The organism is Limosilactobacillus mucosae DSM 13345 (assembly GCF_001436025.1).
Taxonomy (GTDB): Bacteria; Bacillota; Bacilli; order Lactobacillales; family Lactobacillaceae; genus Limosilactobacillus; species Limosilactobacillus mucosae.
The window spans coordinates 79,397-100,155 of sequence record NZ_AZEQ01000003.1 but is presented as its reverse complement, the minus strand read 5'-3'; the positions used below and the strand labels follow the sequence as shown (position 1 = coordinate 100,155).

General features: G+C 49.3%; 20 protein-coding genes and 1 riboswitch. Of the genes, 1 reads left to right on the top strand and 19 read right to left on the bottom strand.

Annotation, left to right across the window (positions count from 1 at the left end):
• Positions 1-47 precede the first annotated feature (47 nt).
• The 14 genes from cmk to FC47_RS02175 all read right to left on the bottom strand — a co-directional run bounded on the left by cmk (position 48) and on the right by FC47_RS02175 (position 15,142).
• Entirely contained in the window at positions 48-728 is a 681-nt protein-coding gene (gene cmk / locus FC47_RS02240; protein WP_056967732.1) for a (d)CMP kinase, read from the bottom strand.
• Between the two features lie 19 nt (positions 729-747).
• Complete coding sequence (locus FC47_RS02235; RefSeq protein WP_045025415.1) at positions 748-1,344, bottom strand: LysM peptidoglycan-binding domain-containing protein; 597 nt, start codon at positions 1,342-1,344, stop codon at positions 748-750.
• A gap of 63 nt (positions 1,345-1,407) precedes the next feature.
• Positions 1,408-2,856 carry a RecQ family ATP-dependent DNA helicase gene (locus tag FC47_RS02230; RefSeq protein ID WP_056967730.1) on the bottom strand — a complete coding sequence of 483 codons (1,449 nt, stop codon included), beginning with the start codon at positions 2,854-2,856 and terminating at the stop codon, positions 1,408-1,410.
• Entirely contained in the window at positions 2,849-3,910 is a 1,062-nt protein-coding gene (locus FC47_RS02225) for a helix-turn-helix domain-containing protein (RefSeq protein WP_052088876.1), read from the bottom strand. Before FC47_RS02225 ends, FC47_RS02230 begins: the two co-directional genes overlap by 8 nt.
• Positions 3,911-4,049: 139 nt before the next feature.
• Positions 4,050-4,625, bottom strand: a complete 576-nt coding sequence (locus tag FC47_RS02220) for an ECF transporter S component (protein WP_033934759.1) — start codon at positions 4,623-4,625, stop codon at positions 4,050-4,052.
• A 108-nt stretch (positions 4,626-4,733) separates the two neighbouring features.
• A riboswitch (FMN riboswitch) is annotated at positions 4,734-4,865 on the bottom strand.
• A gap of 68 nt (positions 4,866-4,933) precedes the next feature.
• Entirely contained in the window at positions 4,934-5,650 is a 717-nt protein-coding gene (locus tag FC47_RS02215) for a pseudouridine synthase (RefSeq protein WP_033934788.1), read from the bottom strand.
• The gene (gene scpB / locus FC47_RS02210; RefSeq protein ID WP_179944444.1) at positions 5,622-6,242 is read right to left on the bottom strand and encodes an SMC-Scp complex subunit ScpB; all 621 of its coding nucleotides are present in this window, start codon (positions 6,240-6,242) and stop codon (positions 5,622-5,624) included. The genes FC47_RS02215 and scpB overlap by 29 nt, the downstream gene beginning before the upstream one ends.
• 2 nt (positions 6,243-6,244) lie before the next feature.
• Entirely contained in the window at positions 6,245-7,015 is a 771-nt protein-coding gene (locus FC47_RS02205) for a segregation and condensation protein A (protein WP_056967728.1), read from the bottom strand.
• On the bottom strand, positions 7,002-7,367 hold the full coding sequence (locus FC47_RS02200; protein ID WP_321065852.1) for a reductase: 366 nt from the start codon (positions 7,365-7,367) through the stop codon (positions 7,002-7,004). Before FC47_RS02200 ends, FC47_RS02205 begins: the two co-directional genes overlap by 14 nt.
• Positions 7,368-8,279 carry a tyrosine-type recombinase/integrase gene (locus FC47_RS02195; RefSeq protein WP_056967726.1) on the bottom strand — a complete coding sequence of 304 codons (912 nt, stop codon included), beginning with the start codon at positions 8,277-8,279 and terminating at the stop codon, positions 7,368-7,370.
• A complete protein-coding gene (locus FC47_RS02190) occupies positions 8,279-9,163 on the bottom strand; it encodes a CvfB family protein (protein ID WP_056967767.1) in 885 nt (294 codons plus the stop codon). The genes FC47_RS02195 and FC47_RS02190 overlap by 1 nt, the downstream gene beginning before the upstream one ends.
• A 133-nt stretch (positions 9,164-9,296) precedes the next feature.
• Positions 9,297-10,718, bottom strand: a complete 1,422-nt coding sequence (pyk, locus tag FC47_RS02185) for a pyruvate kinase (protein ID WP_034540901.1) — start codon at positions 10,716-10,718, stop codon at positions 9,297-9,299.
• A gap of 158 nt (positions 10,719-10,876) precedes the next feature.
• Positions 10,877-14,203: a DNA polymerase III subunit alpha gene (locus FC47_RS02180; RefSeq protein WP_056967723.1), complete on the bottom strand. Its 3,327-nt coding sequence runs from the start codon at positions 14,201-14,203 to the stop codon at positions 10,877-10,879.
• Between the two features lie 117 nt (positions 14,204-14,320).
• Positions 14,321-15,142, bottom strand: coding sequence for an alpha/beta hydrolase (locus tag FC47_RS02175; RefSeq protein WP_056967721.1), 822 nt, complete (start codon positions 15,140-15,142; stop codon positions 14,321-14,323).
• Between the two features lie 296 nt (positions 15,143-15,438).
• On the opposite strand from FC47_RS02175, the gene FC47_RS02170 reads away from it, so the two are divergent.
• Positions 15,439-15,642, top strand: a complete 204-nt coding sequence (locus FC47_RS02170) for a YjzD family protein (RefSeq protein WP_033934762.1) — start codon at positions 15,439-15,441, stop codon at positions 15,640-15,642.
• Between the two features lie 61 nt (positions 15,643-15,703).
• On the opposite strand, the gene FC47_RS10375 is transcribed toward FC47_RS02170, so the two are convergent.
• The 5 genes from FC47_RS10375 to FC47_RS02145 form a co-directional block, all read right to left on the bottom strand.
• Positions 15,704-16,684: a DNA/RNA non-specific endonuclease gene (locus tag FC47_RS10375; protein WP_045025427.1), complete on the bottom strand. Its 981-nt coding sequence runs from the start codon at positions 16,682-16,684 to the stop codon at positions 15,704-15,706.
• A 157-nt stretch (positions 16,685-16,841) separates the two neighbouring features.
• Positions 16,842-17,690, bottom strand: coding sequence for an aldo/keto reductase (locus FC47_RS02160; protein WP_056967719.1), 849 nt, complete (start codon positions 17,688-17,690; stop codon positions 16,842-16,844).
• A gap of 150 nt (positions 17,691-17,840) precedes the next feature.
• Complete coding sequence (gene pepT, locus FC47_RS02155) at positions 17,841-19,091, bottom strand: peptidase T (protein ID WP_045025429.1); 1,251 nt, start codon at positions 19,089-19,091, stop codon at positions 17,841-17,843.
• 88 nt (positions 19,092-19,179) lie between these two features.
• Entirely contained in the window at positions 19,180-20,004 is an 825-nt protein-coding gene (locus tag FC47_RS02150) for a Nif3-like dinuclear metal center hexameric protein (RefSeq protein WP_045025430.1), read from the bottom strand.
• A complete protein-coding gene (locus FC47_RS02145; protein ID WP_056967717.1) occupies positions 20,001-20,696 on the bottom strand; it encodes a tRNA (adenine(22)-N(1))-methyltransferase in 696 nt (231 codons plus the stop codon). Before FC47_RS02145 ends, FC47_RS02150 begins: the two co-directional genes overlap by 4 nt.
• Positions 20,697-20,759 lie beyond the last annotated feature (63 nt).

Below are 20,759 nucleotides of genomic sequence, written 5' to 3'. Positions count from 1 at the left end.
TAGCCACTATTTTACTAGAGTTGAACCAAGTTTACCAGTGTTTAGAATTAATTGTCCTGGTTTTTTTTAATCAGTGCGCTGATTTCATCAACTACCTGATCAATCGTTAAGCTCGTCGTATCAATTAAAATCGCATCTTTAGCCTGGGTCAATGGCGAGACCTTGCGCGTTGAATCTTTTTGATCACGCAGTTTGATGGCTGCTTCCAGTTCGTCCAGTGATTGCGTTGCCAGACCTTTTTGCAGATTTTCCTCATAGCGGCGCCGGGCTCGCTCATGAGCACTGGCAACCAAAAACACCTTAACCTGAGCTTCTGGCAAAACCGTCGTGCCAATATCGCGACCATCCATCACGATCCCGCCAGCCTGAGCAATCTGTCGCTGCTGTTCAACCATTTGAGCGCGGACTTCTGGAATGGCGGCAACTGCTGAAACGTTGGCCGCGATCTTTTCTGTGCGAATATCTTTAGTGACCTCATGACCATCAACGAAAACACGCTGATCAGGCTGACCGGGCTCAAACGTGATCTTGATTCGGCGGGCCAGATCGATTACCTGCTTGGTATCGCTGACGTCAATTCCATTTTCCAACGCTGCCCACGTTACCGAACGATACATGGCGCCGGTATCGCAGTAGACGTAGCCAAACCGCTTGGCAATAATTTTTGCGACCGTGCTTTTTCCTGATGAAGCTGGACCATCAATGGCCACTTGCAATCCTTTTTCCATAAGTTTTCAAATTCTCCCCTTATTTGACCCGCAGTCGCTGACCTGGATACAGCGGCGTATTGGGTGATATATTGTTAAGGCTGGCCAGCTCCGCAACTGTCAGCCCATTATTGGTTGCCACGCGATAGATGCCCTGTCCTGAGCCAACCGTCGTATACTTTGCCCCACTCTCACTGGTTGATGAGGTACTGGCAGCCGCACTTGAAGATGAGCTGCTCTGGGCACTGGTAATGCTGGTTGAATCCGCTTGACTGCTGCTTTTGGCTTTAGCCGTCTTGGTTTTGGCAGTCTCAGCAGCGCTTGACTTGGACTTGGTTTTAGACTTCGCGTGGCTGGATGCTTTTTTTGCCTTGCTCGATACAGACTGAGCAACCTTTTCCGTCTGCTGCGGATGATTGAATGACTGCTCATGATGAACCCAATAAATAATTGGGGTTGCTGCTAAAATCACGATCAAGACGATCAGTATCGTCGTGATGCGTGAATTATGCGAGCTTTGTTTGCGATGGGCCGTTCGCGACAGGTGACCGGAATCATCAAGATCTTGATTGTCTTCAAAGGTCTTGTCCCAAAGTTTGCCGGCCTCTTGGCGATGGTCTTCACGTCGTTCACTCATTAACGAACGCTCCTTTATATTTCAGTGATTGAGTCGATTGTAGCGCAAAAAAGCCATGCCTGTCTAGCCAGTTTTCGATTCCTTGGCAAACAGAAACTGCAGCCGCTTTTGCCAATCCAGCTGATCGTTGACGACCGGATCCACCGCGTCCGGCAGCTTAAGATCACTCAATCGCCAGTCGTTTTGGTGACAGTCGCAGCAGTTGGGACAATCAACCGGCAATTCGCCAAAATAGCGCATGATATTGGCACGACGGCACTTTTTTTCACTAACGTAGCTCAGCATGGCTGCCAGCTGCTGATTGACCAGGCGGCCTCTTTTTTTGAGCATCGCGGTTAATCGTGCATAGTTCCAGCCATGGCTAAGATAGAACTCAATCAATTCGGCTTGCGGCCCCAGCGCATTTCCCGGCAGCTTTTTTTGCTGGACTTTTTCCACGACTGCTTGACTTGGCAGTTCAATCTGACTGAGCTGTCTTTGAATCTGTTCATCACCTGGTGAATACATCAACAGCGCGAGGGCTGGTTTTTGATTGCGACCTGTCCGCCCGATCTCTTGTACGTAGCTTTCCAGACTGCCAGGCAGATGATAGTGAATCACATAGCGAATATCGTCTTTATTAATGCCCATGCCAAAAGCACTGGTAGCACAAACGACCTGCAATTGTCCCTGCATGAACTGCTGCTGAATGCGAAAGCGATCAATTGCCGAAATCCCAGCGTGATATGCTGCGATCTCAAGTCCAGTCATTTCACCCAGCCAGTCTGCCAGCTCATTGGCCAGCTTGCGGCTGGAAAAATATATAATCCCGCCGCCACCCAGCTCATGCAGCCATTTAGCTAGCCGCTGCCGCTTTTGCTGATCATTTTCAACCTGATCGACTGCCAAAAAGATATTGGGACGATTGACTGAGCGAATCACCCGCTTGACGTTTTTTTCATCAAGCCCCATTTTTTGGAGAATATCATTTTGAACCCGTGGCGTGGCAGTGGCCGTCAACAACAGGATCGGCGGCCGCCTCAAATCGTTTTTGACTTCTTTTAGCAGCAGATACTCGGGGCGAAAATCAGGACCCCACTGCGAGATGCAATGTGCTTCATCAATTACCAACAGACTGATCCGACACTTTCTTAATGCATGCTTGATTGAAGGCTGAGCCAGGATTTCCGGCGAGGCGAAGATAAAGCGATAGGCCGCCAGCCGGTTTAAGACCTGCTGACGCGAGCGACCCGTTAAAGTAGCGTTCAGCATTACGACTTGGCGCTCACCATGCTGACGCAGGCGGTCGACTTGATCCTGCATTAAAGAGATCAGTGGCGAAACGATCAAGACGCTGCCCGGCATCAGATAGGCTGGCAGCTGATACAGCAGCGTCTTGCCGGCCCCCGTTGGCAGAACCGCCAAGACGTCATTTTGATTCAAGACGGCTTGAATCGTTTCCTTTTGACCTGGCCGAAATTCATCAAAGCCAAACTGCTGCTTCAGCGTTTGATACAGCCGCTGCTCATCCATTATGCTCACCTCCCTTAATAATCTGAAAGAGCCGGTACTCAAAGAAGCTCTGTTCGTTTTGCAATTTGTCGGCTGGTGATTGCGGCTCAACGATCGGCGGCAGAAATTCCCAGGTAGCTGGTTTGCCATGATACTGCGCCGCCAGCCGGTCGATTTGTGCTGGAGTCAGCAGGCGGTCAAGCGGCAGCGCTTCTGGCATAAAGATTGCTGCTTCCAGAATATGTTCGCGAATGGTCCCCAGCTTCAAACGCCTTCTTTGACTGATCTGTTTAAGCGAAAGTCCCTGTTCAAACATTCTTAGAGTAATCGTGGCACTGTGATTAAGCGGCGTATCATGCAGATGATCATACAGCAGACTCCTTAACAAGCCTGCTGGCTGACTGGCTGCCAGATAGCCGATTCCCAGCCATACATCCCGCTCCATGATCATGACTTCATCGACCGAGATTTTTAAAGCCTGTGCCGCCTGATCAATCGTCCAGCCGGTCGTTTGATAGCCAGGCAAAGAAAACACCAGCAGCTTAGCCAGTCTTTCATCCATTTTAGCTAGCGCAGCGGCTGCCTGCTGCAATTCTGCTGACCAGTCGTCAACGATCCGATTTCGATTTCCATAAAACCACTGACGGACAAAATATAGCTCAGCCGGGGCCAGATTCAAGGGAACGTAATGCTTTTGTCGGTGGGCATACTGACTGACCGCCTGTGTTGCCAGCAAGACGCGTGGCGCCAGCTGATCAGGTCGCGCCAGCCAAGACCAGTTTCCAAACCGCGGCTGATAATGCGTTTTTAGAAATTTTTCTTTTTCAGCAATGCCGCTGGGAGTAAGCCATGCCGTCTGATCATTCATTTTGATCAGGCCAGCCTGTCGCATTTGAACGAGCCATTGCTCAAATTCGTTGACCGTAAGTCTTGGATTGCACCCCAGCCACTTTAAGACGCCATATTCGCGAGCCCAAAACAAAGTTGCAACGGTTCGCTTGTTTTTGACGGTATTGCGCAAAACCGCCGTTCTCCTGGGCTGATCGGTCAACATCTCAATAAAATAGCTCTTCAATTTTTCACCCCCTTGAAATACTATATGCAAATTATACGAAATTTCACCAAAATAAAAAACGACTGCAGCTGATCGATCCACGCAAGCCAATTGCAATCAGTTCGCGGATCATCATTAACAGTCGTTTTATTGATCAATCTTACATTTGATGCTTAGCCAGCCAATTGGCAAGCCGCATTGCCAACAGCGAGGAGACCCCGCCAACTAACAGACCCTTGATAATATTGAATGGGACGACCCCGATTGCCACCAAGGAAGCAATCGGCATCGTTGGCTTCCAGCCCCAGATTTTCATGTAAAGCGGCGTCAAGACCCACAAGTTCAAAAGCGACATGATCACCGTCAAAGTCAGCATTCCCGCGCCGGTTCCCAATAAATAGCGCTGTGCCGGCTTAAGCGACGTTCTCTTGGCCGCCCATGCAAATGGCAGCAGCAGCGCCAAAGATGAAATAAAGTCGCTGCCCACGCCCAAAAGCTCGCCAATTGAAAAGCCATAGACCAAGGCATGGATCAGGCACTTAACGGCTGCAATAATGATGCCGCTGACCGGTCCATAGATCAGCGTTCCCAATAATACCGGCACGTCAGAAAAGTCCAGCTTTAGGTATGCGGCAACTGGAATAATTGGAAACTCCAGCATCATCAAAACAAATGCCAATGCACTCAAGCAAGCAATCCCAGCCAGGCGCTGAATACGAATGCTAGAAACTGTCATGATTAAAACCTCCTAATAAATGAAGGTCATCTCCGGGGCTGATCGCCCAACAAAAAAAGCCGCAGATGAAAACGGTTCATCTGCGGCAAACATTGCTTTCGTTTGAGCGAAAATCTTCTATATACCAGACTGTACTGTCGGCACCTGGAATTGCGCCAGGTTCCACCGATAACGAAGGACGTCATCGGGTTGCGGGCTTTTACCGCCGGTCGGGAATTGCACCCTGCCTTGAAGATAAACCTATGATTAAATTAATTTCATGATCGTCTAAACTATAGCATAATCATTCCGCGTCTTCAATCAAAAGTTTACAGTTTTTTTAAGGCATTGATCTCATCCATCTTCAGCTCACGCCACTGACCACCAGGCAGCCCCTTAAGATTTAGAATGCCATCGCTTTCTCGCGTAAGTTTTTCAACTGGATGACCAACTGCCTTGAACATCTTTTTGACTTGATGATAACGACCTTCATGAATCGTCAGGCGCACGATCGAGACGCGATGCTGCTTGTCAACGCTCAAAAGCTTAGGTTTGGCTTCCTTGGTCTTTTTACCGTCAATCACAACGCCATGACGCAGCTGTTCCAGATCGTGGTTGGAAATCAAGCCCTTGACCTTGGCAACGTACGTTTTCTCAATCTCGAAGCTGGGATGCATCAGCTTATTTGCCAAGGCACCATCATTGGTTAAAAGCAAAACGCCGGTCGTATCATAGTCCAAGCGGCCAACCGGATAGATGCGTGCGGTTACGCCGCCTTCTTTTAAGATATCGACCACCGTCTTGCGGCCGTGCTCATCATGGGCCGACGTGATTACGCCGCGGGGCTTGTTAAGCAGATAATATTCCGGCTGCTCGCGCTCCAACGGTACCCCATCAACCGTTACCTGATCACTGGAGCTGACCTTGGTGCCCAGTTCGGTGACCAGCTTGCCGTTGACCTTGACGTGACCTTCGACGATCAGTTTTTCCGAAGCCCGCCGACTGGCTACCCCAGCTTCAGCCATTGCTTTTTGGAGTCTTTCCATCTTCATTTTCTAACGATTCCTTTCTCATTTGTCGTGACTGCAGAGCTCTTAAAAAGATATCGCCATCCAGATCTTCTGGCTGTAGATTCTTATCAAGTTCTGGCAGCTCGTCTAAAGTCGTCAGCCCAAAGTAGTCCAAAAAGGCCGGCGTCGTAACGTATAAAAACGGTCGTCCCGGAACTGCCAGCCGACCATGCGTCTCAACCAAGCCGCGAGCCGTAAGTTTCTGCAGCGAACCAGAGCTCTGCACGCCACGGATCTCGTCAATCTCAAGCCGTGTCAATGGCTGCTTATAGGCAACAATGGCCAGGACCTCTAACAGCGTCTGCGTCAATGGCGTCGTCAGCGGTTCCTCAAAATAATGCTGCATGACGTCTGCAAGCTGGGCCTTGGTTGCCAAACGATAAACCGAGTCGCTGTCCAAAAGCGTCAAGGCACAGTTTTCGTCTTGTTGATATTTTTCTTTAAGCTGAGCGATCATTTCCAAAATCGCGGGTTTTAGATATCCCGTTACCTTGGCCAGATCGCCCAGTGAGATTCCTTCATCGCCGCTGATAAACAGCAGCCCTTCAATTTCAGCTAATGGATTCAAGCTTAATCTTCCTCACTTAGTTTTCCTGGCGTCAGAATCAATGGAGCAAAACGCGCTGCCTGATGCAAGACGATGCGACGATGCTTGGCCAGTTCCAAGACTGCCAGAAAAGTCGTTACCAGATTATCACGCGTCTTTAAGTCGGCAAACAGCTCTTCAAAAGCAACTGCCCCCTGGCTGACACGCTGCATGACAAAGCGAATTCGTTGCTCAACGGTGGTTTTTTCCGGTGCAACGGTAGCCGTTTCTGGTTCAAGCGACTGATGTTTTTTTAGAACCTGCTCAAAGGCTTCCTTAAGCTGTTCAATCGTCGTTCCTGGCGCTGTCTGCGGATGGATGAATTCTGACGGGACCGCCATTGCCGTGCGCGTAAACTCTTTTTGACGAAAGGCCTCTTTATCCTTAAGCTTTTCTGCCGCCTGCTTATAGCGCTGATATTCCAACAGCTGCTCAACCAGTTCCTCACGCGGATCTTCTTCAATCGATTCCTCATCTTCTGACACTGGTGGTTTGGGCAAAAGCATCTGACTCTTGATGGCCATCAAAGTTGCCGCCATAACGAAATATTCCCCTGCAACTTCTAGCTGATGGCGCTGCATCTGCCGCAGATACTGCATGTATTGGCCTGTGATCTCAGCAATCGGAATATCATAAATATCCATCTCTGACTGCCGAATCAAGTGCAGCAGCAGATCCAGCGGGCCTTCAAAGTCAGCCAGTTTGATGTTGGGCTGATAAGGATGCTGCAGCAGCTGATTTTCATTGTTTTTCATGCATCTTCTCCCAGTTCGTAATCAAAGGCTGCGTTGCCATGGTTCCCATCAAACGACGATTGGCATATTTCTGATGCAGGGCCGTTAAAAAAGCATAGACGTTTTTGCCAGAACGCTCACTGGGCAGAAAAGAAATCCGCCGAATCAAGACATACTCTGGCCCCAATTCAACAATTGCCGCGCCGCTAAAATCGCCATTCTCATCATTTTGCCACAAATAGATCGGATTGCCGACGCCTAACGACCAGTCGACTTCTTCAGCCACGCGGTCATAGTCATGCAGTCCTGGAATAAATGACAAAATACCCAGAATGATTTTGCGATAGTCTTTACGATACGGTACCAGCATCATCTATCCCTCCTTGTCAGCTGATCGCGGATGATACTGACGGTACTGGGCAGCCAAATGAACGTCGGCAGTTGGTGCATAGCGTTCCGTCGTACTTAGCGACTGATGACCAAGCATCACTCGTACGGCTCTTAGATCGGCACCATTAGCCAGCATCTCATGGGCAAACGTAGCCCGTAAGACATCTGGCGTCACGTCTAAATCAATTCCCGCCTGACTGCCAGCTGACCGCAGCTTTTGCCAGATTGCCTGCCGCGTCAATGCTCGGCCACGATTATTCAAAAAGAAGACATCGGTATCATCTCGCATCAATTCCAGCCGCGCCTCGCTTACATAACGCTTCAGCCAATTGCTGCATGTATCACTGATTGGCACGACTCGCCTGCGCCCAGCGCGATCATGCGGCATGACCAACTGAGCATTAAGATCAACGTCAGCCATTTTTAAACTTAGCAGCTCATTGACGCGCATTCCCGTCGCGTACAATAGCTCAAAGATTGCCCGATCACGCAGTCCAGTCCGATTTTTGACATTAGGGATGCTTAAAAGACTGGCAGCCTGAGCAGCAGATAAAACCGGCGTCGGCTTAGCCGGAGCTGCCGCAGTCGTCAGCTGTGCCAACGGATTACTATCGACTTGACCCGTCTGGCGCAGAAACTTATAAAGCTGACGCAGACTAACGATATGACGATTGATGGTTTCTTGAGCCACGCCCTGTTTTTTTAATTGATCCAAAAAAGCCAGAATCGCGGTTTGATCAACTTCCTGCCAATCTGTATGCTCATCTTGCAGATAGCGGATGGCATCCTGAAGATCGCGCTGATAGCTGGCAATGGTGTTTCGGGCCAGCCGTCGTTCAGTGTGCAGCTGTTCAATATAATCAGCAGCGGCTTGCTGCAGCGGTGCTTTATTCATTATTCATCATCTGGATCCTTGATTAATATCAGCTTGCCATTGACCATGCTGACCAGCCGAACTTTCAAAAGACGGCCGACCGCACGCTTGAACTGGCCCTTGCTGATGCCAAACTCTTGACGAATTTTCTCGGGATCGCTCTTGTCGGTAAATGGCAGCGTGTGGTCTGGCGTCCGGCGCAGCATTTCCAAAAGCATCTGGGCATCTTCGCCAATTGCCTGGTAGGCACGCGGCTTTAGCGAAAGGTTAAGACTGCCATGACTGGATAGACCGATTACTCGTGCCGAGACCTGCTGACCCAGCCGCGGTTCTTGATCCCGCTCGCTTGGGTGAATAAAGCCCAGGCAATAGTCATCGGTAATAGCAAACGTCCCCGCCATCTTCAAGCGGTAGACAGTTGCCTTAACGTCCTTGTTTTTCATCCGAGGATCCGGACGGTTGGCAATGGCTTCGAAAACGCCTTCATCTGCCAGCTGGCCCCAGATTCGATTTTTTTCGTCAACCTTAAGCGCCATCATCAAGCGGTCGCCTTTTTGCGGCCATAGATGCTTGAGACTTGGCAGATCATCCAGTGACACGACGATATCTTTATTGGGCAGACCAATATCGACAAAAACGCCTAAGTCGCGGCGAACACCGACAACCGTCCCAAAATCATAATGGTCGACTTGAATCGTTGGAATATGCTGGCAGGTCATCTGCAGCTGGTGATTTTCATTTTCATAGACAAAGCCACGAACGGAACCACCAATATGCAGGGCCTGGGGACTTTCATCCTTTGGCAGGCGATAGGTTTGACCGTTACGCGCAGGCTGTACGAAATAATCATGGTCGTTTTCGTCAATCATTACGGCATCGACGACTTTGCCAAGTACTGAATTTATCATTTTATCATCCTTAATTTTCTCAGTTGGGTATCTAGCTTATTTTACATAATATTAGAACAAAATAAAAGCAAAGGAGTAAAAAAACCGCCTGTCTAATGACAGACGGTTTTTGTGGATGAAATAATCAAGACTACTTGATCGTTTCAACCCGCATCAGGTTGGTTGCACCTGGCGTGCCCATAGGAACACCGGCAACCACGATGATCTTGTCGCCCGACTTGGCAAAACCAAGTTCAACTGCCTTCTTAGCAGCCAGAGCAAACATTTCATCAGTGTCAGCTGGCTTGTCAACAACGTATGGTTGAACACCCCAGTTAACCATCAGACCGCGTTCAGTCCGTTCATCAAACGTCAAAGCCAGAATGTCGGCGTTTGGACGGTACTTGGAAATCATGCGGGCCGTGTAGCCTGAAGAAGTAGCGGCTACGATAACCTTGATGTCAAGATCCTTAGCGGCTTGAGCAACTGCAGAACCGATCGTTTCCGTAACGTCGCTCTTGTCAAAGTTGAACGTTTCCGTACCGAACAGGTCCAGGTTGTTTTCAGCCTTAACATCGATGCGAGCCATCGTAGAAACGGCTTCTACTGGCCAGTCACCGTTGGCACTTTCACCAGACAGCATCGTTGCATCAGTACCATCAAAGACAGCGTTGGCAACGTCAGAAACTTCGGCACGCGTTGGACGTGGGTTTTCTTCCATGGAGTCCAGCATTTGGGTAGCCGTGATAACTGGCTTGCCCATTTCGTTGCAGCGGCGAATCATCTTCTTTTGTACCAATGGCACGTTTTCAGCTGGGATTTCAACACCCATGTCACCACGTGGAACCATCAGACCATCAGCAACTGCCATGATTGCTTCGAAGTTGTCGATACCTTCTTGAGATTCGATCTTAGGGAAGATTTGAACGTCTTCCATGTTCTTTTCCTTCAGCAGTGCACGAATGTCTTCGATATCTTCTGGCTTACGAACGAAGGAAGCGGCAATGTAGTTGATACCTTGTTCCAGGCCAAAGCGAATGTCGCTGGAGTCCTTTTCCGTGATACCTGGCAGGTTGATGGAAACGCCAGGTGCGTTGACACCCTTGCGTGAACCCAGCAGACCATGGTTTTGAACCGTGCAGACCAGTTCATGGTTGGCTTCGTCCTTTTCGTCGATGATCATGTCGATCAGACCGTCATCAAACAGAACGTGGCCGCCAACGTGAACGTCGTCGTACAGACCTGGGTAGGTAACAGCAATCTTTTCGTGCGTACCTTCAATAGAGTCGTCCATTGAGATCCGAACCTTGTCACCAGCATTGAATTCGATCTTACCGTCTTTTTCAACAGTAGTACGAATTTCAGCACCCTTAGTGTCCAACATCAGACCAACGTGCTTACCGGTGATTTCTTGAGCCTTCTTAACATTGTTCATCCGGCCCAGGTGTTCTGGGTGATCACCGTGTGAGAAGTTGAAACGGAAAATGTTGGCACCAGCATTGATCAGCTTTACAATCGTGTCAACATCAGTACTTGCAGGACCAAGGGTACTTACAATCTTGGTTTTCTTCATAAGTGACATCTCTCCTTTGCATTAATGCAGAAACTGCGCCATTGCGCACCTCATTTGCACAACACTTATCATAGCACTTTTTAAATTCGTTGTCTTTACTAATTACATCAAGAAAGCGCTAACACTTCAATTATTTTTGACGCTGGCGACAAACCGTTTTACGACGTGGATTGATAGACCACGTTGCTGACTCCCAAAAGATCAATCAGCCCTTTTTTAGTCGCCTCATCCCCACTGAGCCACTGACTGCGCGGAAGCAGACGCGTCTGCCGCGTTTCGGGATAGTAGACCATCACCGGCACGTTGCCATGGTGACTGCTGATAAATTCCTGAAGCTGGGCGGTCAAGCGCGGCGTCAGCGCATTCTTTCTCAGCTGCAAAAACCAGCGCGTCTTAGCTGGCGCCGATCCACGCTCACCGGCAGAAGAGGCCAGCTGAATGCGACTGGCCAGCAGCTGCAGACTGCCGTTACGATTTTCTACCCGACCGCTGATAATCAAAACATTACGTGCAGCGATCAGTTCTTGGTAACGCTGAAACTGTTTGGGAAAAACGGTTGCCTCAATGCTGCCCGTTTCATCTGAGGTACTGACGAATGCCATCGGCTGACGCGTTTTTTTGGTATTGATCGTTTTAACGCGGCTGACGTAGAGAATCAGGGTCGCGTTCATCCCTTCTTTTAGCTGGGCGACCGTAACCGCGTGCAGCTGACCAGCCAATGATCGATATTGACTGACCGGGTGTCCTGACAGATACACGCCCAGATACTCATGCTCTTTTTCCAGTCGCTGGGCCAACGGATACTCAGGACGAGCCGGAATCATCGTTTGAAAGGTGTCGCTGCCTAAAAGCGCCTGGTTGAACTCGGCACCTTCAATTAAATCAGCCAAAGCATCAATCATTTCAGCACGATTGCTGCCCAAACGATCAAACGCACCGGCATAGATCAGCGGTGCAATCAGCTCAGGCTTTCTAAATCTGACGTCAATGCGGCCGATAAAATCAGCCAGGCTGGCAAACTGACCATCCTTTCTTTTTAGGAGAATCTCGCTGATCAGATCACGACGCACGCCCTTGATCATGGACAGACCAAACAAGACGCGTCCTTGGTACAGACTAAAATCAGCCTGACTAAAATTGATGCTGGGGCCGGCAATGACAACGCCAAATGATTTGGCATCCTCAAAATAGGCCCGCATCTTTTCTGATCCCGCGTGAGCATTCAAAAGCGCGGCAAAAAAAGCCGGCGCAAAGTGACATTTAAGATAGGCCATTTCAAAAGCCATCATTGAGTAGGCCACGGCATGTGAACGGTTGAAACCGTAATTGGCAAACCGATCAATATATTCAAAAACCTGTTCAGCAACCGGTCTGGAATAACCATTGGCAACTGCTCCGTTAATAAAGCGTCCCCGCATCCGTTCCATCACATCGGCTTTTTTCTTACTCATGGCACGGCGCAGCAGATCGGCCTGTCCTAAAGTGAAACCCGCCATTTTAGCGGCCAGTTGCATTACCTGTTCTTGATACACCAGAATGCCGTAAGTCGGTGCCAGAATCGATGCCAATGAAGGATCAGGCAAAGTGACCTTTTCACGCCCTTCCTTCCGTGCAATAAAATGGGCAATGTTATCCATTGGACCGGGCCGATATAAGGCATTGACTGCTACGATCATCTCAAAGTTTTCTGGATGCAGCCGAATCAAGACCTGACGAATCCCGCTTGACTCAAACTGAAAGATCCCTCCCGTTGCTCCTTTTTGAAACAGCTTTAAAGTCAGCGGATCGTTGAGATTGATCTGATGCAGGTCAAAGTCAGGCTGGCTTTTTTCAATCAGCTGCAGGGCTGAATCCATGATTGACAGATTGCGCAGGCCCAAGAAATCCATCTTCAAAAGTCCCAGTGCCTCAACCGTGTCTTTAGGAAACTGCGTCATTAAGAGGCCATCGCTGCCGTTTTGCAACGGAACCAGCTGATTCAATGGTGCTTGCGACAAGACGACTCCAGCCGCATGCGTCGAGTAGTGTCTGGGCAGTCCCTCAATACGGAGTGCCGTCTTCATCAAAAGTGCGTTCTGCGCAGAATCACTGAGCAGATTATTAAGAGCCCGTGATTCGCTCAATGCCTGCTGCAGCGTAATCTTAGGCAGGTTGGGAATCGCTCGGGCTAGTTCGTCGATGGCATAGACCGGCATACCGAAAACGCGGCCCACGTCTCTGACGGCCTGCTTAGCACCGAACGTCCCAAAGGTAATGATCTGAGCAACTCTGGCATGACCATATTTTTGATGAACGTATTGCAAAACCTCATCACGCCGATTATCTGGCAGGTCCAAGTCGATATCCGGCATCTGAGCTCGTTCTGGATTTAAGAACCGTTCGAAAAGCAGCTGGTATTTTAGGGGATCGACTTCAGTAATCTCCAACACGTAGGCCACTAGCGAGCCAGCTGCCGACCCACGCCCTGGATCAGTCGCCAGCTTTTTTTGGTGGGCAAAGCGCATAACGTCCCAGACAATCAGAAAATAATCATCAAAGCCCATTTCATGAATCGTGGTCAGTTCACGCTGCAGGCGCTTCTCATAATCGATTGGCGAATAGCCAGCTGCCAATGGACGCTTTTTCAGACCTGCCAAACAAAGCTGCTTTAGATAATCGGCCGCGCTTTGCTGGTTTGGCGTAGGAAACTTAGGCAGGATAGGCATTTGAAACTTGATCTCAACATTGCATTCCTGCGCGATGATCGCTGTCTGAGCAGCCGCACCTTCAAATTCAGAATCCAAAAAGGCCTGCTGCAGCTGTTCTCTGGTTGGCAAGGCGTGACTGATCGTATTCTGAGCCTGGAAAAACGGATTGGTCATTTTGGCACCCTCATCAATATGTCTTAAAACATCGGTCGCAAAGGCATCATCATTTTCCAGATACTCGATTTTAGGGGCTGCTACCAGTGAAACGGCATATTGTCGCGCCGTTTGTCTAATCTGTTCGCGCTGAATGGCATCAAGCTCCAGATCAACCCCCAGCCAGCAATGCCCTGCCGTCTTCTCAATCAGCGCCGGCAGCCATTGGTCAATCATCGTTTGATCAAGCGTCAGCGGCTGAGCAGGCAAAATCAGATCCAGGTCCGTTAAAAACGGCTCGATCTCCTGCTGCGTCAAAAAACGTCCCTGTGCTTGTGTCTGCTTTAAGGTCGACAGCTGCATCAGGTTAACGTAGCCAGCCTGCGTACGGGCCAAAAACAAAACTTCCAAGCCCTGCGTGGTCATTGCCATGGTTTTCAAATGCAGCCGCAACCCCAGCAAAGGCTTAATGCCCGCCGCTTTGGCAGCATTATAAAAATCAATTGCCCCATACATCACGTTCCAGTCAGCCAAGGCAACCGCCCGATAGCCCCTGCTTTTGGCTCCTTGAACCAATTCAGTCGGGCGCAGCGGACTCTGCAAGAGACTGTATGTGCTGATCACATTGAGCGGCACAATTTCCATTTGGCATCCATCCTTTCCTTAAAAATTATAGCAGAAGCCAATGCTGAAAAGCGCGCTACAGCATTAATAAAAAGCCAGTTGACTGGTGTGTACCCAATCAGCTGACTTTTCATTGATTTAGCCATATTTTTTCATCCAGTCCAAAATTTCTTGATAAACCGCCAGCCGCCGCGATGGCTCATTTAATACCTGATGTCTTAAAAATGGATAGATGTGAAGCTCTTTGTCGCGCGACGAAATCTCACGGTAGCTGTCCATTGAATCCGTGACGCTGACAACGCCATCTTCGGCACCATGCAGAATCAAGACCGGATCGACAAAATCGGCCGCATGTGTTCGATTAAAAGTCACCAGATCCATCGCCGCATTCAGCAGCGAGCCTTTAATCTCAGTCAGGTTCAATGGATCGTCTTGATAGTCTTGCCGCATCCAGGCACTGCTGTTGCTGCGATCACCAAAGCTGCCACTGATCGTTTCATCATCGCCAAAATGACGAACCGGACCAAAAATCTGATGGTGATAGCGCGTCAAGGCTCCTACCGAAATAATGCCATTGACCGTCTGGGGATATTTGGCGCCAAATGCCATCGCCGTACCGCCGCCCAGACTGTGTCCAACCACAAAGATCGGCAGATGCGGCGTGTTTTTCTTGGCCCAGTCAACGACGGTTTTAAGATCATCAGGAAAATGATTGAAATCGCCATAAACGCCATGCGGCCCAGGTGTCTGACCGTGACCGCGATGATCATAGCGATAAACGGCAACGTGGTGACGAACGAAATAATTGGTCATATAGTCGTAACGACCTTGATGGCCTCCCAGACCATGAACGATAACCAATACGGCAGCCGGCGCCACGGGTAGGTTTTGGCGAACGAACAGCTGTTGACCATCGATAGTCTCTAACAGCAACTGCGAGTCACCGAGCGATGCTGACATAGTTTCTTCCTCCCTTAATTAGAAAATTATTGGAATTATAACATCATTTTCACATTCAAAGCGCTATTTTATAAATTTATTCGGCTTAAAAGCGTTCCGCCAAATCTGATCTGAATTCCGCAGGCTCAGTCAGTCCTGGAACCATGAATCAATCAACCGACCTGAGAACGCTTTTCTTTTCTTACCAGGCAGCTTGGCACCTGAGTCAGTTGCTTAATAATGCCTTAGATTATCAATACTCAAGTCAGATTTTTTATGTTAGAATAGTTTTGTATCCAACTAAGGGGTGAACTAAAATGCGTACAATTGGCAAAGAAATTATGATCATTATCTGGAGCTTTATTCTGGGTGACGTTTTGGGCTACATTGCCGGTCAACTGGAAAGCTGCACGGTTAATTACGTAACTACTGGTATTGTTGCCGTTGTTGTAGCATTATTGGCAACCAACTGCATTTCCCTGATTTCAAAGCAGGCTAACCCAGAAAAGGCTGCTAAATAATTTTACTCAGCAATTATAAAAAGAGCACTGAAAGTCTTCAGTGCTCTTTTTTGTTTTCTGCTTAGCGCTCAAAGCCGCAAAGCGTATAACCATCAGCAATTGCCTGTCCCTGCGTCATTGAATCAACGGTTTTGGAACGGGCCAGGGCGCGGCAGTTACGGTTCAGATGATATTTGGTGCCATTAGGCGTGACATAGACGGTGGTCTGGTCATTATTGCCTTGGCTGGGTGCTTGACTGTTTGCGGTTTTAGAAACAGCCGGCGTTGAGCTGACGTTCTGGGCACTATTGTCAACCGTACTGGTCCCATCAGCATAGTTGAGCGTTACGCCATCCTGCACGTTAAAGATATAGACGTTGAACTTGATGGCCTGAGTGTTGACTGACTGAGCCTGCATGTGCACGCCCCGCGCCAGCAGCTCATCGCCCCGAAAAATCGGCGTCACCTGATAGCGGACATAGTCATTAGGATGCGTCCGCAGATAGTCGGCAACCTCATCTTCATAGCGAACCATCTCAGGATCATTGAGCGAGCGCGTTCCGGTAATCAGATTTTTCCAGTTGTTGTTTTGCCCCGTCAGCTGATAGCCGATCAGATGCGAGCGGTTATACAGATAGCCACCCTTGATCTTTTTGTTATGCCAGCCGGTGGGCGTGACGTTTAACGGCTCGCGCTTGGCTTTGGGCATCAAAGAACGATTCAGCAGTGCGTTGGCTTGCGTGGCACGATTTAAACGATCCAGATTGCCGTATTGCTGCCAGGCGCCATGACTGGTATCCAGATCCTCACTGGTAAAATCCGGCTGACCATTATTGACGCTGATGGTCTGCGTTCCTTGATAGTTAAGCTGAGCCAGCTGCTCATCAGACTGGCTGGAAGACGCAGCGGCCTGCTTTTTTACGCGTTGCGACTGATGTTTTTTGGCTGCCTTAACGACTGTTGACTGCACCGTATGCGATCCAGTCGGCATTGATGGCGTCTGGATGCCGATTCCCAGTGCCAGCAGCGGCATCAGCAGCAGCTTTAGCATTTTTTGTTTCATTAACTACTCCCCCAATAATAAAAGGAGCGATTTCGTTCAACCGCTCCATCCTTAAAACTATAGTAACACGTTTTAATTAGTGACGCGACGCCCTTTACATCATTTTCAAAGTATAAAGTCAGCTAAACTTTTCTTGAGCTGCTTCCGATTGCAGTGACTAAATCGTGGCCAGCGGCTGTTTTTGGCGCGGTGATGGGAAGGCTCGTTCCAGCTCCAACAACTCCGCGTCACTAAATTCCAGCTCGCCAGCCGCTACGTTCTGCCGAGCATGCTCAGGGTTGCCGGTCTGAGGAATCGTCAGCGTATTGCCGCAGCGAATGGTCCAGGCTAACATGATCTGATAAACCGTAGCGTGATGCCGAGCAGCCAGTTTTTGCAGCGTTGGATCCGCGGTGAGTCGGCCACTTAACGTATCGCCTTGTGCAACCGGCGAATAAGCAATCAACGGCAGTCCTTGATTTTTTTGCCAGGCTAGCAGATCATATTCGATCCCCCGCCGATCAAGATTATAAAGATCTTCGTTCGCCGCGCAGTTATCGCCGTTTGGCAGGGCATACAGCTCTTTTAGATCAGCCACGTCAAAATTAGAGACGCCCCAGGCTCGAATCTTGCCAGCCTGCTTGACCCGCTCCAGTTCGGCCACGGTTTCAGCCAATGGGACCTGTCCGCGCCAATGCAAAAGATATAAATCAAAATAATCCGTGCCAACGTTTCTTAGACTGCGATCCAGACTCTGCTCCAGCTGCGCGTGGCTCGCGTGCTGTGGCAAGACCTTGTCAATGATAAACAGGTCTTGCCGATCAAACGGCTTGATGGCTTCGGCAACCAGACGCTCGGCCCTGCCATTGCCATACATCTCGGCCGTATCGATGACCTGCGCACCGGCTTTAATGCCTGCCTGCAGCGCTTGAATCTCCATCGTACTCTTAGCAGGATCATCTCCCATGTGCCAGGTGCCCAGACCGACTGCCGCCAGCACGCGCTGATTGATCGTAACGGTTTGCATGACTCATCATCCTTTCCAATTTCAAGCCGTTTTTTTAAGCATATCACCAACTAATCAATCATTACAGCGTTTTCAAACATTTCAACTTAAAAATCCCTACCACTCAGCTGCGGCAGGGATTTTATACTATATACTCTTTAAACGGCAAAACTATTTAATCGGTGTCTGGGCCGTCAGCTTGACGATCTCCAGCAAAACATCCAAGGCTTTTTCCATGGTCTGCAAAGAAACGTACTCAAAGCGCGAGTGCATGTTCTCGCCACCCGCAAACAGGTTTGGCGTTGGCAGCCCCAGATAAGAGATCGTGGAGCCGTCCGTACCGCCCCGCACTGGATAGATCACTGGCTCAATATCCAGATTCTCCATCGCCTGCTTGGCAATTGCAACGACTTCCATGTGATCCTTGAGCGCGTCCTTTAAATTATAGTATTGATCGTAAAGCTTCATTTGAATCCGCTCTTCACCCAGCTGTTCGTTTAGCTGTGCAACGATCTGTTTGAGATTCTGCTTGCGCTCTTCGAATTTTTGGCGATCATGATCCCGAATCAGGTAGGTCATTTCGGCATGGTCAACGCCGCCATTGAACTTGTAGAGATGGTAAAAGCCTTCGCGACCGGCCGTCTCCTCAGCGCGATCGTGTTCTGGCAGACGGTTGTGCAGATCGATGCCGACTTGAATGGCATTGATCATCGTTCCCTTGGCAACCCCAGTGTGGACGTCCTTACCAGTAATCGTAATCTCGGCTTGAGCAGCGTTAAAGGTTTCATACTCTAACTCTCCCAGTGGACCACCATCAACCGTATAGGCAAAATCAGCCCCAAAGTCCTTAACGTCAAAGTGGTCGGCACCAGTACCAATCTCCTCGTCCGGCCCCAGACCGATCTGAATCGTGCCATGCTTGATTTCAGGATGCTTCAGCAGATATGACGCCATCGTTACGATCTCAGCCACGCCTGATTTGTCATCAGCGCCTAAAAGCGTGCGGCCATCCGTCGTAATCAGCGTCTGATGCGCATATTTTTTCAATGATGGGAACTCGGCCGGTGAAAGCTGGTAGCCGCTGTCCGACAAGGCAATGTCAGATTGACCATCATAATCGTCAATCATCTGCGGCCGGACATGGTCGGCATTAAAGTCCGCCGTATCAATATGGGCAATCAAGCCAACAACCGGCGCGTCATGATCAAGATTGCTGGGGATCGTTGCCAACAGATATGAGTTTTGCGGATGAATGCGCACGTTGCTCAGTCCCAGGTCTTGCAGCTCTTGCGCCAGCTGTTTTAAAAAGGCCGTTTCTTTAGGACTGGAAGGCACCGTGGCTGATTGTGGATCTGAGCGCGTTTCAACTTGAACGTATTTCAAAAAACGCGGCAGCAGTTCAGGATATTTTTCTTCAGTCAAATCGATCACCTTTTCTTTATGAATTAGTCATTACTACCAATACGTCAACTTTATCACTTTTTCAATAAACAGAGCAGGCAAAGTCAGCCTATTTGACGATAAACTTAAACGGCTCCGTATTGATCTCAGAGGTTATGATCTCAAAATCCCAGTCGTTTTCCTGGCGCCATTTTTTAAGCAGACTGGCCAGCTGATCCTGACAGACGGCTTCGATATGATGACCGGCATCAACCACCGTTAAATGGCTGGCAATCATGTCATGAGCAAAGTGATAGCTCACATCTCCAGTTACATACGCATCAGCCCCGCGCTTTTTCGCCAGCTGCCAAAAATCCTGTCCGGAGCCGCCCAAAATCGCCACTCGCTTGATCAGCTGCTTTTGATCGGCTGGATTAACGATCAAACGGGCCCCATTAAGCTGAAACTTTTCCAGACACCATTGACCAAACGCCGCTGGACTCATTGGCTGCAATAAGTCGCCCAGCCGTCCCATTCCATAGTCGCGTCCCGAGATCGGATCAATCCCCGTAATCTGCAGCGGCTCAACGTTGGTCAGTTCTAATTGGGTCGCCAGCCAATCGTTCATCCCTCCATTGGCATTGTCAAGGTTGGTATGTGCCGCATAAACCGTAATACCATGCTCCAAAAGCGTTTGATACATGGCAATCTGCGGGTCGCGCACGTCTAGCGTCTTAGCGGCATGAAACATGGCTGGATGGTGATTGAAGATAAAGTCAACGTTTTTTTCAATTGCTTCTTGAACGACTTCTGGGCGGCAGTCCAACGCTGTCATGACCCGTTTGACCGGTCGTTCGGGATTACCCAGCTGCAGGCCGACATGATCCCATGATTCAGCCAAAGCCGGATTGGCAAACATTTCAAACCGTTGAATAAGATCGTTTCCAGTCGTCATTTGATCACCTCTTTAATCATCTGCACCTCGCGTTCAAACTCCTTGATCTTGGCAACTGGTGGCTGGGCCGCTTTTTTCATCTGTTCAATGGCAACCTGCTCTCGCTCAAGCTCGGCCAGCCATTCTTTTCGAAAAGCAGGCTGATCCTGTTCCAATAAGAAAGGACCAAACTTAAGCTCACGGTCGTTATAGGTAAATGGCACGATCGAAGGCTCAGCCACGATGATCTCATAAATATGGTCATCTTCTTCAAGCACTTCTTCAGCTATGATCTGCCATTGATTAGCCAAGAGCCATTCTCTGACGCGCTCACCACCAACGTTGGGCTGCAGGATCAAGCGCTTGACTTTGGCAAGTTTTTGCGTGTCGGCAGCCAGAATCTTGGCAATCAAGGTTCCGCCCATCCCAGCAATCGTAATCGTATCAATGCGATCATCAGCTTGAATTGCCGCCAGTCCATCGGCAAGCCGCGGCTGAATCACGTTGTCAAGCTGCAGCTGCTTGATCTCATGCGCGGCGTTTTCAAAAGGTCCTTTGACAACCTCCCCAGCAACGGCATACTCAATCTGTCCGTTTAATGCCAGGTGTGCCGGCAGATAGGCATGATCAGAGCCAATATCGGCCATGCGGGCTCCTTTAGGTACATAGCTGGCAACACGCGCCAATCGTAATGAAAGATGGTTGGCATCCATAAATAAATCTTCCTTCCTGGTTCCAAATTATATTTCCAGTATAACAAAAAATCCGTCCCGCAA

What these genes read in the sequence shown, in the direction of transcription:
- cmk (WP_056967732.1), bottom strand. Translation starts at nt 728, where the DNA reads ATGGAAAAAGGATTGCAAGTGGCCATTGATGGTCCAGCTTCATCAGGA.
- FC47_RS02235 (WP_045025415.1), bottom strand. Translation starts at nt 1,344, where the DNA reads ATGAGTGAACGACGTGAAGACCATCGCCAAGAGGCCGGCAAACTTTGG.
- FC47_RS02230 (WP_056967730.1), bottom strand. Translation starts at nt 2,856, where the DNA reads ATGGATGAGCAGCGGCTGTATCAAACGCTGAAGCAGCAGTTTGGCTTT.
- FC47_RS02220 (WP_033934759.1), bottom strand. Translation starts at nt 4,625, where the DNA reads ATGACAGTTTCTAGCATTCGTATTCAGCGCCTGGCTGGGATTGCTTGC.
- FC47_RS02215 (WP_033934788.1), bottom strand. Translation starts at nt 5,650, where the DNA reads ATGGAAAGACTCCAAAAAGCAATGGCTGAAGCTGGGGTAGCCAGTCGG.
- FC47_RS02205 (WP_056967728.1), bottom strand. Translation starts at nt 7,015, where the DNA reads ATGAAAAACAATGAAAATCAGCTGCTGCAGCATCCTTATCAGCCCAAC.
- FC47_RS02200 (WP_321065852.1), bottom strand. Translation starts at nt 7,367, where the DNA reads ATGATGCTGGTACCGTATCGTAAAGACTATCGCAAAATCATTCTGGGT.
- FC47_RS02195 (WP_056967726.1), bottom strand. Translation starts at nt 8,279, where the DNA reads ATGAATAAAGCACCGCTGCAGCAAGCCGCTGCTGATTATATTGAACAG.
- pyk (WP_034540901.1), bottom strand. Translation starts at nt 10,718, where the DNA reads ATGAAGAAAACCAAGATTGTAAGTACCCTTGGTCCTGCAAGTACTGAT.
- FC47_RS02180 (WP_056967723.1), bottom strand. Translation starts at nt 14,203, where the DNA reads ATGGAAATTGTGCCGCTCAATGTGATCAGCACATACAGTCTCTTGCAG.
- FC47_RS02175 (WP_056967721.1), bottom strand. Translation starts at nt 15,142, where the DNA reads ATGTCAGCATCGCTCGGTGACTCGCAGTTGCTGTTAGAGACTATCGAT.
- FC47_RS02170 (WP_033934762.1), top strand. Translation starts at nt 15,439, where the DNA reads ATGCGTACAATTGGCAAAGAAATTATGATCATTATCTGGAGCTTTATT.
- FC47_RS10375 (WP_045025427.1), bottom strand. Translation starts at nt 16,684, where the DNA reads ATGAAACAAAAAATGCTAAAGCTGCTGCTGATGCCGCTGCTGGCACTG.
- FC47_RS02160 (WP_056967719.1), bottom strand. Translation starts at nt 17,690, where the DNA reads ATGCAAACCGTTACGATCAATCAGCGCGTGCTGGCGGCAGTCGGTCTG.
- FC47_RS02150 (WP_045025430.1), bottom strand. Translation starts at nt 20,004, where the DNA reads ATGACGACTGGAAACGATCTTATTCAACGGTTTGAAATGTTTGCCAAT.
- FC47_RS02145 (WP_056967717.1), bottom strand. Translation starts at nt 20,696, where the DNA reads ATGGATGCCAACCATCTTTCATTACGATTGGCGCGTGTTGCCAGCTAT.